Origin of the sequence: Mitsuaria sp. BK037 (genome assembly GCF_014193045.1) — a bacterium.
Taxonomy (GTDB): domain Bacteria; phylum Pseudomonadota; class Gammaproteobacteria; order Burkholderiales; family Burkholderiaceae_C; genus Roseateles.
Genome location: NZ_JACHYS010000002.1, coordinates 866094 through 880863, shown reverse-complemented (window position 1 = coordinate 880863; position 14770 = coordinate 866094). Strand labels below are relative to the sequence as shown.

Here is a 14770-nt window from a genome sequence, read left to right as displayed (position 1 = left end):
AGAGCAGGAGACCGAATGTCCGCTCAGGGTTGGACTGGTCTGCCGCGGGCGGCGGGTCGACGGACCGCAATCAGCCTGAAGCCGCCGGCCGCTCAAGGACGACGCGGCTGACCTACGCGCTGGCAGCAAGCTCTCGGTACTCGACGGGGCTAAGTCCCCGAAGGCCGCCCCGTATTCGGTCGTGGTTGTAGTACCGGATGTACCCGCGTAGTCCGGCCTCGAGCTCATCCAGGCTGCTGAACTTGTTGACGTGGAAGTATTCAGACTTCAGCGTCCCGAAGAAGCTCTCGACCACGGCGTTGTCCAAGCAGTTCCCCTTGCGCGACATGCTCTGCGTGACGGTATTGGCGATGAGACGCTGGCGGTACTGCTCCATCTGATATTGCCAGCCCTGATCGGAATGCAAGATCGGGCGGTCACCCGGGCGGAGCTTCGCAAACGCCCGATTCAGCATGGCGCCGACCATCGTGAACAAGGGGCTTCGCGAGGTAGCGTAGGCGACGATTTCGCCGTTGAACAGGTCCACGACAGGCGACAGGTAGAGCTTCTTGCCATCCACCTTGAATTCGGTCACGTCAGTCGCCCACTTCTGGTTCGGCCCTGACGCCCTGAAGTTGCGCTCAAGAAGGTTCGGCGCCGCCTTGCCCACCGCCGCGATAGGACCGGTACTTCTTCGGTCGGACGATGGACTTCAGCTGCAGTTCGTCCATGAGCCTCTGCACGGTCTTGTGATTGATGACGGTGCCAAGCCGGCGCAGGGCCGCCGTGATTCGACGATAGCCGTACCTTCCCTTGTGTTGGTCGAAGACGGACTTGATGAGGACCTTGGTGGCGGCGTACTTGTCTCCAGCCACAAGTGCCGCCCGCTGGTAGTAGAAAGTGCTTCTCGGCAAGCCCGATGCACGAAGGAGCGCAGGCAGGGGGAACTTCGGCCTCAGCTCAATCACAACTTGCGCCTTCTGTCTGGCGCTGATGTCGCTTGAGATTGAACCAAGGCCTTCAATTTTTTTAGGTAGGCGTTCTCCGCGCGAAGGACCTCCAGCTCGTCGAGCAATGCTTGTCGGCTCGGTTCCTCCTGGCCGGTGTCCTCGGGTGGCGGTACGGCCGGGACCTCCGGCATCCTGTTAGCCCTGCGTGCGGCGTGATGTGGCATCAGACCAGCGATTCCATCCCTGCTGTACGCGCGCTCCCACTCAGCGATGCTGTTGCAGCGGCGGACGTTGAAGATTGCCCCAGCCTGTCGACACGACAGTCCGTCGGCCTTCATCCGCTGAAGGACGTCGAGCTTGAATCTTAGGTCGTAGGTCTGGCGCCGCTTCTGTTGGATGCCAGCGATGCCGAGCGCCTCGTAGCCAGCAACCCATTTGCGAAGCGACGCGACATCGACGCCGTGAAGCGCGGCTGTCTTCTTAAGGCCGAGCTCGCCGGATCGGTAGGTCTCAACAGCGTCCAGCTTCTGCTGCTCTGTGTATTTGTTCAAGTTGGGGTCTCCGTGGAGTCCAACTTTCTGGGGTCAGTTCACCAGTTAGGTGGACACCATGTCAGACGCCAAGCCGGCCAGTCGCCGGCGACACGATGCAGACCTGAAGCGCCAAGTCATTGCCGCATGTGCGGCACCTGGCGCATCCGAGGCCCAGGTGGCGATGAGCTACGGCCTCAACGCCAACCTCGTGCACAAGTGGCGGCGCCTGGTTGGGCATGATGGCGAGGCCGCTGGCTCCCCTGCGTTCGTCCCTGTGTCTGTGGTCACAGAAGTGCCCGCGTGCGAGCCGCCGCAGTCCATCGAACTGGAGCTGCAGCGCGGCTCGGTCCATGTACGGGTTCGTTGGCCGATGGCGGGCGCTGCGTCCTGCGCCGCCTGGCTGCGCGAGATGCTGCGTTGATCCGGGTGGATGCGGTGTGGCTGGCGGTCGAGCCGCTGGACATGCGAGCCGGCACTGAGGCTGCTCTGCGGCGCGTGGTAGCCGTCTTCGGCGCCGCCCGGCCCCACCACGCCTACCTATTCGCCAACCGCCGTGCCAACCGCATGAAGGTGCTCGTGCATGACGGCATCGGGGTGTGGCTCGCCGCTCGCCGCCTCAATGCGGGCCGCTTCGTCTGGCCCCGCGATGTGGCCGGCACGCTGAGCCTGAGCCGCACTCAGTTCGACGCCCTCGTGCTTGGCCTGCCCTGGCAGCACGTTGGCGAGGCCGGCGTCATCACGCTGCTGTAGCTCCGCGTCCATTGCGGCATCTGCCGATGGGCAGCGATGCCGACGGCGGGCAGCATCACCATTCGTGATCGCCGACGACCTCGACACACTCGATGCCCAGCAACTACGCGACGCTCTGCGTGCCGCGCGCGCTGAGGCTGCCTTCAAGCAGGCCGTCATCGACAAGCTCACGCACGAGAACGCCATCCTCAAGCGGCTGAAGTTCGCTGAGCGGTTCAGCCCCGAGCAGAAGAGCCTGCCGGACGAGACACTGGACGGCGACCTGGCGGCCGTTGCTGCCGAGATTGAGGCGCTGCAGCCAGAGCGTGCCGCTGGCGAGCGGCAGCAGCCCCGGCGCGAGAAGCTGCCGCCGCACCTGCCGCGCCGCGACGTGCACCATGAACCGGAGAACACTGCCTGCGGCTGCGGGCAGGCCATGCAGCGCATCGGCGAGGACGTGGCTGAGAAACTTGACTACCAACCTGGCGTCTTCACCGTCGAGCGCCACATCCGCGGCAAGTGGGTGTGCAAGTGCTGCGAGCGGATCGTGCAGGCGCCGGTCGCCCCGCACATCATCGACAGGGGCCAGCCGACGACTGGCCTGCTGGCCCAGGTGCTGGTCGCCAAGTACCTCGACCACCTCCCGCTGTACCGGCAGGAGGCCATCTTCGAGCGCGCCGGCCATGCCATCGCCCGCTCCACGCTGGCGCAGTGGGTCGGCGAGTGCGGTGTGCAGTTGGAGCCGCTGGTGGACGCGCTGGCCGCGGAACTGCTGCGCCAGCCGGTGCTGCATTCCGACGAGACGCCGGTGGCGATGCTCAAGCCCGGCCACGGCAAGACACACCGCGCCTACCTGTGGAGCTACTGCAGCACGCAGTTCAGCCCGCTGCAGGCCGTCGTCTTCGACTTCGCCGACAGCCGCGGCGGCCAGCACGCTCGCGACTTCCTGGGCCTGCCCGGGACGCCAAGCAAGCCGGCTTGGCGGGGCAAGCTTGTCTGTGACGACTTCGCCGGCTACAAGGCTTGCTTCGAGCTGGGCGTGACCGAGGTCGGCTGCATGGCGCACGCCCGGCGCAAGTTCCACGAACTCTGGGCCAACCACGGCAGCCAAGTCGGCGAGCAGGCGCTGAAGTTCTTCGGCCAGCTCTACCAGGTGGAGCGAGCAGCGGTCAACGCCGACAGCCGGGCCAGGCTTGACGCCCGCCAAGCAGCCCGGCCGCTGACCGATGCACTGCACCAGTGGCTGCGGCAGCAGCGCCAGCGCGTGCCGGATGGCTCAGCCACCGCCAGGGCCATCGACTACAGCCTCAAGCGCTGGGCGGCGTTGACCCGCTACCTGGATGACGGGGACCTGCCCATCGACAACAACTGGGTGGAGAACCGCATCCGGCCTATTGCGCTGGGGCGGCAGAACTGGCTCTTCGCGGGCAGTTTGCGCGCTGGCAAGCGCGCCGCAGCCGTGATGAGCCTCATCCACTCGGCCAAGCTCAACGGCCTTGATCCCTACGCCTACCTGCGCGATGTGCTGGAGCGGCTGCCGATGCACCCGGCGAGCCAGATTGCCGAACTGCTGCCTCACCAATGGGCGTCCACCCGAGACGTCTGAGGTCCATCTACCGACTGACGTAGCATTGCACCCTGCGCGGAGCAAATTACCCCGCAGTCAGGCGTCATCGCCGGCGATCGACGAAGTTCAAATCTGACTGCGCTCATGACATACCAACCGGCCTTCCCCGCTGCCCTCCAGCCGGCAGCACTGACATTGCTGGAAGCAATGGCCGCCTCGGAGCTTGCCCCTGTGCATCAGGGATTCAAGGTCACCGTGCAAGGCGAGCTACTCTCCGCTCCCGCCCGTCTTTACTGCTCGCCAGGCGACCTGCGGGCATTGATCGAACAGGCCACTGGCGACCACCGCACTCTCGCGCTGTGCCTCGGCACCCGGCATTGGAATGGATATGTACGAGAGGAGTGCTTGCGTCAACTCGGCGCGACGGATCGCCCTTGGGCCGCCCCGTTCTTGGTGCAGCTCCTGGGCGAATATGTCATCGAGCTTGTCGAGGTGATTGCTGCAGCCACCCGCAGGAGACGGTCCAAAACTTAGTTGACTTCGCACGGGAGAACCCAAAGTTCATGGCGCTCACCAGGCAGAGGGCTACAAGCTATTGGGATTGCTACTTCCGGCGTCGCTTCCGGTCGCTACAAACTTACCCCGCCATCGCAACCCTGAACGCCATCGACGCGTTGGTTCAAGCCGCGTATGCGCAGTCAAGATGGGTTCGCCGGGCCCTTACGACTCGGGCGCATCGGACGAGCCGCATAGGTGCAGTCGATCCAGTTCCGCACGAATCTTGGTGAGCACGCGCCGGACTCGATTGGTCCTCATCCAGCGAGCGATGTTGCATGGGAACGGCGCGACCCCACTTGCAAGCGCGAGCGGCACCGCCCAGGCCACGCGGCGAGTCTCCAGTTCGTCGATGCTTTCCCTGATCATCGGACGAATTTGGGGATTACGGACGGAGAACTGGTACAGCTTGGCGCGGGACCAACCTAGCCTGGCCGCAATCGCCTGCAGGGTAACGGGTTGCGGCTCGCCGGGTTGACTGAGCAGGTCGAAGCGGGCGCTCTCAACCGCAGCTACATGCATCGCGTCAGATCGAGCTTGATCGGTCTTTCGCCGCTCTTCGATCAGGTCTTGCAACCATGCCCGGTCGCGCACGAGCGCCCGCCGCGCTGCGGCGTTGTTGACGAGCTCCCACCTGTCAAACTCCTGCATCTCCGCCAATTTAGCCAGCAGCTTGCGTCGATCGTCCAGTACCGGGTGCTCTCGCGGACCCCGTCGATATTGCCCGGGGCGTGCAGGAAAATGGTCCTCGAACCACTGCCAATCATTGCGCCGCATGCGCTGATACAGATCATGATGATCGCGTTGAAGGAGCCTTTGCAGGGAAGCGCCGGGCAATAGCGTCTGCGCCAGTTCGTTGACGAGGCGTCGGTCCTCCTTGGAGGACGTGCGCGAACTCATCTGCTTGGCGGGATGACGATACTGGCGTACGGTGTTGTCTAGGTCTCCGTCAACAACCGCCATGAGCGCACACAGCTGTGGCGCTTGGACGAGTTCAAAACGCTGACGTCGCACTGATGGGCTCTGCTCCAAAGGCGCGGGGGCCCTCCAGTCTTTCAAGATCCAACGGGCGCCCGTGGCGCCGTAGGTGTCCGTTAACAGCGCTATAGGGGACTTGTTGTAGCGATCCCGAACGATCTGGCGGACGCGCCGGCTGAGCACTTCGGCGTCGAAGCTGAGTCCGGCGTGGGTTAGCGCCTGCACTGAGATCTCGCCCAGCCGCAGCCAAGCGTCCCCATGGGTGATGAAAGAAGGCGATGTCGGCGAATCGCCTAGAGCGAAGCCGCAGCGGCAGAAGAATGGCAGAGGCTCCGGTTCGCCGCTCGCGCCAAAGTGCCGACCGCAGCCTCGACAGGCGTGCAGCAATTCACGTTGATGGAAGGAGCAGTAGCGCATCAACGGCAACTGATGCGCACGCCGAAAGTATGTCAGACCGTAGCGCTCGCGATCCTCGTCCACGCAGGCCGGGCACCATCGCAACGTGTTGGTGCGCAGCGGTTTCCATCCCCAGCTTGTAGGTGAAGACGCTAGAGCAAGGCAGGACTTCGCGCCAAAGGTTTGCCAATATGGCCAGGTAGTCAGCCGTGCCATCGCAGCTTCCGGGCGCCACCCTATGGCGGCCAGGATTCTGCTGGGTACGGCGGTCGGCGCGAACAGATTGGTCATTGCCGGAAACGGATCGATGCGGCAATCAGTGAGCAGTCGCCGCGCCAAAATTCGGAACGAGTCGAACCCGTTGAGGATGGCACTGCGGTACAGATAGCTGCAGAGCAGTTCATCAGGCAAAGGAGACTCGCGTCGAGCAAGGACGCTGAAGTTCTGCTCATGCGCGCAGGTCAGCGAAGAGGGAGGTCTTGCTGAGTTCACGACACCCTTTCGACGAGGCACCGATGCCGTCCCATGGCTCAGCGGCGAGGTGTATCCAACAGCCGAGCTGCGAATGAGGTCACGCCGACGGGGCGGAAGTAGCCGAGCAACGCTGCTGTCGAACGATGCCCGGTCATGGCCATGGTCTCGCCTAGTGAGGCACCTTGCAGCGCCGCCTCGCTGACGAAGCCAGATCGAAGGGAGTGGGCGGTGAACGCTGCAGTCAGCCCGGCTTGCTTGCTGCGCTTGCGCACCACGTCACGGACGGCTGCTGCCGCGAGGGGCTCCCCGACGCGGCTTCCTCGGCGCACGCGCCGAAAGATCGGCCCGGCGGTAATGCGACTGGCCACCAGCCAGTCGTTGAGTGCGGCGGCGGCGCGGCCCACCACCGGCTTGTGATTCTCGGGCCGATCCTGGCCTTGGGGGTTGCCCTTGGAGTGTCGCAACTCGAAGACGTAGCTGCCGCCGGGTTGGCGGCGAGTGTTTTCTAGCGTCGCGGCAGTCAGCTCCGACCGGCGGCGACCACCGCTAGCGAATGCGAACAGCAGCAGGGCGCGGTCGCGCAGCCCGGTGAGTGAGTCGTCGCAGGTGGCCAGCAACGCTTCCAGCGGATCGCGGGTCAGCGCCGCGGCCTTGTGTGGCAGCGCGCCGCGCTTGGCATAGGCACGCCGCGTGCGCGCCATCAGGTCGCGCACGCGCGGCTGCTCGCAAGGGTTCTCGAGAGCCTGCACGCGGTGTACCTTGGACAACACCGCGACGCGGTGCACGAGCGTGCTTAGCGCCGGAGCACCCAGACGCGCCTTGAAGTGAGCTTGCACAAGTGCCTGGTCGACGGCAGGCGGAAGCTCGTGCACCAGGCGACCGTCGCGGTCTAGGCGCTGCGCGTGGTCGACGATGAACTGCACGACGGTCGTCGCCGCCACCGGCGGCGTCAGCACGCGGCCGTAGCGCAGCTGGAACCAGGCCGCCCAATAGCGCAGCGCCGAGCGGTAACTGCGCGCCGTGTTGTCGCTGTGGCCCTGGCGCAGCAGGGCGTGCTCGGCGGCCTCGGCTGCAGCGTCCAACGCCGCCGGATCAAGCGCTACATGCACGTCGGCCGCTGTGGACAAAACCACGGCGGGCACCCGTAATTGGTTGATTCCCATATGTGCGCTGTAGGATGTATAACGCTGACGGCTTGCTAATTGCGATAACGATCTCTTATCGAGGGTAAAGCTAGGCGAGCGGCCTCGCGAAAACAAGGAGTGCCCCGGTGCCCAAAGGCGTGACGTCCCAGGAGGTTTGGTCCGCGTGTGACGCGCTGCTGGTGCAGGGCGACCGTCCGACCATCGAACGCGTCCGCCAGAAGATGGGCCGGGGCTCGCCCAACACCGTGGGACCCATGCTCGACACGTGGTTCAAGGGTCTGGGCGCACGTCTGGCCGACCCGCAGGCGTTCTCGCTCGCGGCGGATCTGCCCGAGCCCGTGCTGGAGCTGGCGCGCCAACTGTGGGAGACCGCCTCGGCGCAGGCGCGCGGGGACTTCGACGCGCGATTGCAGCAGGGCCTGGCGCAGGCGCATGAGCAACGGGACGCCGCGATGACGTCCGAGCGCACCGCCCAAGCCCAGGCGCAGGAACTGCGCCAAACACTGGCGGAACTGCGGGAACAGAACGACGCACAGCGGGAGCAGCACGCGGTCGCACGTGCGCAGCTGCTTGATGCGCAACACCAGGCGGGCGAGCTGCGCGAGCGCGTCGACCGCGCCCACGAGCAGCTTGAGCGGCAACTCGCCGACAGTGCGCAGTCGCTGCGCGAGGCCCAGGACCACGCTCAAGCGAATCAACGACGCCTGGCGCAGGATTTGGACGCCGAGCGCCAGCACCGCCTCAAGACGGAGCGGCGGGCAGAGGCGCTGGACGCGACGCTGCAGGAGGTCCGCGAGCAAGCGCACGCGGCCGACCTAGCCAATGCCGAGTGCCTGGCCCGCCTGCAATCGCAGCACGAGGAGCGCGAGCAAGCGCTGGGACGTCTGCAAAGCGACCGGGATCAGCTCTCCGCGCAACTGGCGAGCGCCCTGGCTGGGCAGGGCGCGGCGCAGCGCGACGCGCATGCGCTGACCCAGCAGCTGGCTTTGGCGGAGCGCTTGTTGGCCGCCCTCAAGCCCAGCCGCGCACCGCGCGCGCGAACCAAGAGCGATGCGAAGGGGACGCTGGGCAGGCATGCGAAGTGAGGGGCGGACGACGCGGGAGGCCCATCGGGCGCCGGCGACCGGCGACGACCTGAGGCGACCGGCGGCAGTGTGTCGACGCCTTCGCTGCTCGGCTCGACAATCGAGCTCCCTCGAGGCTTGATCGCTCACATGGTTGCAACGATTTCCCTGGATCGCCGTTTCTCTGAGTTGCGCGATGACGCGACCTCCACCCCTTCCAGGCTTCGAAACGGGCGACTGTCGAGCGAGTCTCTGACTTGGACGGATCTGCTGCTCAAGCGCCGTGTGGTCATCCTCGCGGAGGCCGGCAGCGGCAAGACCACCGAACTCGTCGCGCAAGCGAAACTGCAGGTCGCCGCGGGCAAGACCTCGTTCTACGCCACCGTGCAAGACGTGGGTCGCGACGGGCTGGAGCGCGCGCTGCGTCCCGCCGATCGACCCCGTTTGCAGACCTGGCGCTCCGGCGGCGACCCCGCATGGTTCTTCATCGACGCCATCGACGAGGCCAAGCTCGACAACATCGGTTTGGGGCGTGCATTGCGCCAGCTGGCTGAAGGAATCATGGGCGCAGAAGCGCGCGCGCACATCGTGCTGTCAGGACGGCACACCGATTGGGAGTTCGCACGCGACGCGCGCCGCTTCGATGACGAGCTGCCGCTGCCTTCCGCGGACGTTCAGGCGCCGCCGCCGTCCCTGGAAGCGCTGGTCCGTCAGCAGCTGCGCAACGAGAAGGCACCGGAGCTCCCGCCGCCAGAGACCTCGATCGTGGTCGTCATGGCCGCGCTGGACAGCGACCAAGTGCGTAGGTATGCGACCGGAAAAGGCGTTCCCGACGTCCAAGCGCTGATTGAGGCCATCGACAGCGGGAATCTGTGGGCCTTTGCGAAGCGACCCCTCGACCTCGACTGGATCGTCCGCTACTGGCGGCAGCATGGGCGGCTCGGCAGCCTGGCGTCGATGATCGACGAGAGCCTCAACGAGCGCAGCCGCGAGGTGGATCCGGACCGTGCCCGCCGCGGCACGCTAGACCATTCGCGTGCCAGGCAGGCGCTGGAGCGGGTGGGAGCGGCCATGGTGTTCGGGCGTAGACACCTGCTCGCGATACCGGACATGGAAGCGTCCGCCGATGCGCAGCAGGGAACGATCCTGCTGGAAGACGTCCTTCCCGACTGGTCACCGGAGGAACGACTCCAGTTGCTGATCCGTCCGGCGTTTGACCCGGCCACATTCGGCCGCGCGCGGCTGCACAACGACAACGAGGGTGTCGTTCGGGCCTACCTGGCCGCGCGATGGCTGCTGCGCCTGCGCAACGCCAACCTGTCCCAGCGTCGACTGCATGACTTGCTGTTCGCCCGCACCTACGGCGTCGCCCTGGTCAAGCCCTCCATGCAGGAGACGGCCGCCTGGTTGAGCTTGTGGGATGACAGCGTGGCGACGGAAGTCCTGGGACGGGCGCCCTACCTGCTTTTCACCGCAGGTGACCCGGCCAGCCTGCCCGCGTCGGTCCGCAGGACGGCGCTGCTGACACTGGTCGATCGGATGAAGCAGGACGAAGAGACGCCGCTGCTCGATCTGGCGCTCGTGACGCGGTTCGCGCAGCCTGACATCGTGCCGACGTTGCGCGAGATCTGGGCCGCCAACCATCAGGACGAAGAGATCCGGCTGTTCGTTCTGCGCTTGATCTGGGTGGGCAAGCTGCATGGGTGCCTCGACCTGGTCCAGGAGGTCGCCTTCGGGCGATACCCGGACAGGTACACGACCATCATCTCGGGACGCGCGTTGCTGGGCAGCGGTGACGAACGGCTGCTTCAAGCCTACGCGGAATACATCAAACGCGACTGCGCCTCGATCGAGACGACGGCGGTCTGGGAAGCCGTCGAGGAGCTGTTTCCCGGGAAGATCGGTGTCGAGGACCTGTTGAACATCCTGGCCTCGATCAAGCTGGGTGATGACGAGGGGGGCGGCTTCAATCTGGACTGGCAGGGCAAGACGCTGGTGAACAGGCTGGGGACCACCGCAGAGCTGGATCGCCTGATCGCAGGCCTGCTGAAGCAGTTGGCCCAGCAGCCCACTCCCGACATCAGCGATTTCTCGTCGCCCGAGGCGCAATATGCCCCCGCGCTCGCCGCTGCGGCGCTGCGTTCGTTGGAGCTGTCCCCGGACGACCGCGTGTCGCCGGCCGTCCTGGACGCGCTGTTGCGCCTGAGCGATCGCCGCCTGAGCTATCACCATCACAAAACGGATGGCCTGAGCGATGCGATCGAGGTCGTGAACCGCTCACAGGATCGACGGCGCCTGGCGTTTTGGCATGCGACCGACCGGTTGGCCCAGCACGAGTACCTGCACGGGAAACCGCTGGAGCATTCCTTCCAACTGCAGGCCCTGGGCTGGGGCCCCACGCTGGCGCTTCCCGACGTCGAGTGGCTGCTGGCGGATGCGCCCCAACGCGCAAGCGCATCCGAAAGGCGGCTTGCCATCAACGCCGCCTTGGCGCTGTGGTTTCACGAGGGCAATCAGGACGACCACCTTCGAGAACGCATCAAAGCGGTCGCGGCTGCCGATCCGTCGATGGAGGAGGCCTTCACCGCGTGGCTGACGCCACACGTGCAGTCCGAGGAAGCGCTCCAGGCCGAGCGGGAGATTGCAGAACTCACCCGCAAAGGCGATGAGGCGCAGGCGGAGCGGGAGCAGTCCTGGTTCGATTTCATTTCCGGGCTCCGGGCCGATCCCGGCCAGCTCGGGACGTTGACACCCACCACTGCTGAAGGGGGCGTCGATCAACGCATCTACAACCTCTGGCGTTTGCTGAGTCAAGCAACGCGCGGCACGTCCGGCTACGCCATCGACAGCGTAGCGCCGATTGCGGCAGTCGTCGGCGACGAGGTCGCCGCGGCGTTGTTGGCGGGCCTCTCCCGGATCTGGCGGGAATGGACGCCCACGTTGCTCAGCGACCGCCAGCCGGGAGAACGCAATCTGGTTGCGACCATCGATTGCATGTGTATCGCCGGGGTCTCGCTGGAAGCGTCCAATCGGCCGAACTGGGCGGCGAAACTGACGCTCGAGGAGGCCGTGCGCGCCGCACAGTTCGCGACGTTGGAGATCAACGGTTTTCCGAATTGTCTCTTTGACCTGGCCACGGTCTGGCCCGAACCTGTCGCGCAGGTGTTGGCCAAGGAGGCGATCGCCGACCTCGATGATCCCGCGCCCGGCGTGCAACACCAGATCCTGGAGTACCTTGACCGTAGCCCTCAACCCGTCGCTGTCTTGATGTGGCGGCATCTGTACCCCGCTGTGCAGACGCGACCGGGGCTCGGCGCGCTCGCTCTGCGGCCGCTCTTGCCCACCCTGGTTCGGGGCGTGCCTGAGGGCGAAAAGCCGCAGCTCTGTCTGCTTGCCATTGACCGGTTCAACAGCGTCCAGGATCCGCAGATCAGCGCTCAGTACCTGGGGGTGGCATATGCGATCGACGCCGCCCGTGCCACGGATGCACTGACGGCGAAGTTGGATTTGCTTGGCGAGCGGGACAAGACGCTGCTGGTGGAGCGCGTCCTGCCGCACATCTTCGGTTCACACTGGTACGGGATTCCGGCACACGCCGCGTCCATGGACCTGCCGACCCTTGAGCGGCTGGTCACGCTGGCGTTTCGCATCGTCAAGCCAGAAGAGGACCGGGATCGCGCCAACAAGGGGGTGTATTCCCCCGACGAGCGCGACATCGCTGAAGCCGCCCGATCGTCAGCACTCGACACCTTGGTCAAGACCCCGGGGCAGGCGACCTTCGATGCGATTAGCAGGATGGCTGCACAGCATCAGCTGCCCTTCGCGGCAGAGCGGCTGCGAGCGATGGCTCATGGCCGTGCTGCGGCGGATGCAGAAGACACGCCTTGGCGGGCCACCGAGGTCGCGGCATTCGAGGAGACGGCTGAGCGCAAACCGGCCACCGGCAAGCAACTTCAGGCCACCGCCATGCTGCGTTTGGCCGACATGCAGCACGACCTCATTCACGGCGACTTCCAGCAAGGCAAAACACTCAGCGCGCTGCCCGACGAGCGCGCAGTTCAAAACTGGGTGGCGGACCGTTTGCGCCAGCTGCAGGGGACGGCCTACTCGATTGAACGTGAGCCCCACGTGGCGGACGAGAAGGAACCGGATCTGCGTTTCCGTTCGCGGGTCAGTGATGTAAGCGTCGCCACCGAGATCAAGGTCGCCGAAAGCTGGTCGTTGGCCGAGTTGGAGGACGCTTTGACGAAGCAGCTGTGCGGGCAATACCTGCGTGCCCAGGACGGTCGAGAAGGGATTCTGCTGCTGGTGAATCAGAAGCTCAGGCCCAAAGGGTGGCAGCTGCCAGACGGGACGTTCATCGATTTTGCTCAGCTTGTGGAAAGACTCCGCGTCATGGCCGAATCCATCCGAGGTTCGTCCATGAACGGGCCGCAGCCTGAAATCTGCGTGATCGACGTTTCAAGCTGCGCCGGTCCGTAGGGATGCCGAGATTGATCCAACGCGACCACAGGTTAGGCTTTTGCGCCTGGCCCATATCTCGCTTCGGGAACAGTTGGTACGCCTGGTGCGGCATGTCTGCGGGTCGAATGGGTCAAGAGCTGTCTCGTCGTGAGTCAGTGCCCGTGGAAAAACCAGCCGAAGTCGTTCGCAGAGGCCAGACGGTGCGGCTCAGCCTCGACGCGCGTGGCGCGCGGCGCAGGCCATCAGCAACGGCAGCTTCGCGGCGTGCCTGCGAGCCGAACTGTGAGGGAGCACCAATCCCACCAGTTGAGTGACCGTCAACTTGACCGCAGCGCCCGCATCCAGCGTACGAATGCTGCGCTCCAGTGCCGCGGCCAGGTCCGCATCGCGCTGCGACCAGTCCACGCGGGCCGGGCGATGCTGTGCGGTTGTGCCCGAAGGCTTGTGTGCCTGCAACCAGTCTCGGTCGTTGCGATAGAGCCAGGCATAGGTGGCTTGCGCCGCCTGCCGAGTGCGCTTAGGCCCCCAGTCTGGATGGGTTCTGGTCAGGGATAGCCAGGTGCGTCGATATCGCTGCAGCGCCAGATGCCTGCCTGCGGCCTCGCGCGCGCACTGGAGCGCGGGTCGTTCCGCGAGCGCACGATAGGCAGTACTCGCCGACACGCGGCTGCGGCGAGCCGCTTGGGCGACTGGGATTCCCTGGGCAAGTAGCTCGAGCAGTTCAGCCTTGGCCGATTGCAGCGCTCTGCGCGGCCGGGCAGACACCGGGAGTCCGGCGGCTCGCCGATGGGCGACGATGGCATGCACGCTCCAGTGGCAGCACACGGCAGCCGTGCGGCATGAAAGGACCAGGTCCAAAGCGGCTGAGGGAATCTCCGCCCGTGGAGCGTCTGTCGTCGCACACGTTGCCGTGATCGGACGTTGCGTGGGCTGCGACACGCTTGATACCTCCAGCGCGCTGGACGCACTCGCGTCGGCGAGCGCGAGGGCGTCATCCGCCTGCGCCCAGCGCCTGGTCAACCGCTGCCAGCTTCCGAACAGCACGCTCATCACCAACAAGTGACATAGCGGGGCGTGAAAACGCTCACGTCGCACAAGAAGCCCTTGAACCCAGGGCATGCGACCGTCGGAACGCACGGCTAGGCGGCCGCCCGGGGCGAGTTCGGGCAAAGTCGCGAACGCCTCAAGAAGCGCTTCGATCAGCGGCTCGCAGGCCGGGGCTCCGCCGCGTCTGGTCCATCCTCGGCGCGTGAGTTCGGCGACATAGACCCTCCGTGCGATCGCAGGCGCGAAGCTCGGCCCGGTCCAGCGCATGGTCTGTTCAGACAGTTTGGCCAGGTGATAGTGCGATTGAGAATGGGCCAGCGCCGGGGCTAGCGCAGCCATGAAATTGCCGGGCAGTGGCAGCCGGGCCGCATGACCCTGCCGCGCTTGCCGCAGCCATTCCGTCAGGGGAGTGCCATGGCGAGCGCAGACGTGAACCCCGGGCAAATGATGGCATCGGTGCCAGTACGCGACGTTCCACGTTGCCATGCTCGCTGCATCGCACGCCGCACAGGACCTCCAAGGCGGCGACGCGCCGACGCCATGCGCAAGCACTCCCAACCGGGCCTTAAGCATCGCGTTGACACCGGAGATGGCGGTGTCGCGCAACGCCGGCCAGCGCGATGCGGGCAAGAACGTCCTGAAGTGCGGAAAGAGGGTGTGGAGCTCCAGCAGGCCGCCAGCGCCCAAGGTGCTGTGGCCCGGAAGTAGTCGCTGTGCCAGGGTACCCAGCCGACCCGGCAGATCGACGCTGATGCGTGCGTGTCGCTGCCCCAACACAACCGCCATGCTCGCACGGGCGTCGCCAAGCGCGTTCAGCGCGATGATTCGTGCCACCCAGGAACAGATCAACTCGTCGGGGAGCGGACTGACCAGGCAAGCCAGCATCGCG

9 protein-coding genes and 1 pseudogene are annotated in these 14770 nt (G+C 65.6%); 6 read left to right on the top strand and 4 right to left on the bottom strand.

All coding sequences use genetic code 11. The features are described from left to right. Positions 1 to 112 precede the first annotated feature (112 nt). Positions 113 to 1480, bottom strand: a pseudogene (locus FHT37_RS15855) (IS3 family transposase). A gap of 58 nt (positions 1481 to 1538) precedes the next feature. Between FHT37_RS15855 and tnpA the strand changes: the two are divergent. From tnpA to FHT37_RS15835, 4 genes are all read left to right on the top strand, one after another. Continuing rightward, a complete protein-coding gene (tnpA, locus tag FHT37_RS15850) occupies positions 1539 to 1883 on the top strand; it encodes an IS66-like element accessory protein TnpA (protein ID WP_183482748.1) in 345 nt (114 codons plus the stop codon). Between the two features lie 5 nt (positions 1884 to 1888). Beyond that, complete coding sequence (tnpB, locus tag FHT37_RS15845) at positions 1889 to 2212, top strand: IS66 family insertion sequence element accessory protein TnpB (RefSeq protein WP_310739751.1); 324 nt, start codon at positions 1889 to 1891, stop codon at positions 2210 to 2212. A 115-nt stretch (positions 2213 to 2327) separates the two neighbouring features. Then, positions 2328 to 3797 carry an IS66 family transposase gene (gene tnpC, locus FHT37_RS15840; RefSeq protein WP_221211134.1) on the top strand — a complete coding sequence of 490 codons (1470 nt, stop codon included), beginning with the start codon at positions 2328 to 2330 and terminating at the stop codon, positions 3795 to 3797. Between the two features lie 105 nt (positions 3798 to 3902). After that, positions 3903 to 4292: a hypothetical protein gene (locus FHT37_RS15835; protein ID WP_183482742.1), complete on the top strand. Its 390-nt coding sequence runs from the start codon at positions 3903 to 3905 to the stop codon at positions 4290 to 4292. Between the two features lie 186 nt (positions 4293 to 4478). Here the strand turns inward: FHT37_RS15835 and FHT37_RS15830 are convergent, their stop codons facing one another. Continuing rightward, complete coding sequence (locus FHT37_RS15830) at positions 4479 to 6098, bottom strand: TniQ family protein (protein WP_183482740.1); 1620 nt, start codon at positions 6096 to 6098, stop codon at positions 4479 to 4481. Between the two features lie 119 nt (positions 6099 to 6217). Further along, positions 6218 to 7324 (bottom strand): tyrosine-type recombinase/integrase, encoded by a 1107-nt coding sequence (locus FHT37_RS15825; protein WP_183482738.1) that lies wholly within the window; start codon positions 7322 to 7324, stop codon positions 6218 to 6220. A 107-nt stretch (positions 7325 to 7431) separates the two neighbouring features. Between FHT37_RS15825 and FHT37_RS15820 the strand changes: the two genes are divergently transcribed. Beyond that, positions 7432 to 8391 (top strand): DNA-binding protein, encoded by a 960-nt coding sequence (locus FHT37_RS15820; protein ID WP_183482736.1) that lies wholly within the window; start codon positions 7432 to 7434, stop codon positions 8389 to 8391. Between the two features lie 129 nt (positions 8392 to 8520). Beyond that, on the top strand, positions 8521 to 12852 hold the full coding sequence (locus tag FHT37_RS15815) for a hypothetical protein (protein ID WP_183482734.1): 4332 nt from the start codon (positions 8521 to 8523) through the stop codon (positions 12850 to 12852). A 189-nt stretch (positions 12853 to 13041) separates the two neighbouring features. On the opposite strand, the gene FHT37_RS15810 is transcribed toward FHT37_RS15815, so the two are convergent. Continuing rightward, positions 13042 to 14766 carry a TnsD family Tn7-like transposition protein gene (locus FHT37_RS15810; RefSeq protein WP_183482732.1) on the bottom strand — a complete coding sequence of 575 codons (1725 nt, stop codon included), beginning with the start codon at positions 14764 to 14766 and terminating at the stop codon, positions 13042 to 13044. Between the last annotated feature and the right edge of the window lie 4 nt (positions 14767 to 14770).

Excerpts from the sequence above, each read along its gene's own strand:
- tnpA (WP_183482748.1), top strand. The coding sequence starts at position 1,539 with ATGTCAGACGCCAAGCCGGCCAGTCGCCGGCGACACGATGCAGACCTG.
- FHT37_RS15835 (WP_183482742.1), top strand. The coding sequence starts at position 3,903 with ATGACATACCAACCGGCCTTCCCCGCTGCCCTCCAGCCGGCAGCACTG.
- FHT37_RS15825 (WP_183482738.1), bottom strand. The coding sequence starts at position 7,324 with ATGGGAATCAACCAATTACGGGTGCCCGCCGTGGTTTTGTCCACAGCG.
- FHT37_RS15815 (WP_183482734.1), top strand. The coding sequence starts at position 8,521 with ATGGTTGCAACGATTTCCCTGGATCGCCGTTTCTCTGAGTTGCGCGAT.
- FHT37_RS15810 (WP_183482732.1), bottom strand. The coding sequence starts at position 14,766 with ATGCTGGCTTGCCTGGTCAGTCCGCTCCCCGACGAGTTGATCTGTTCC.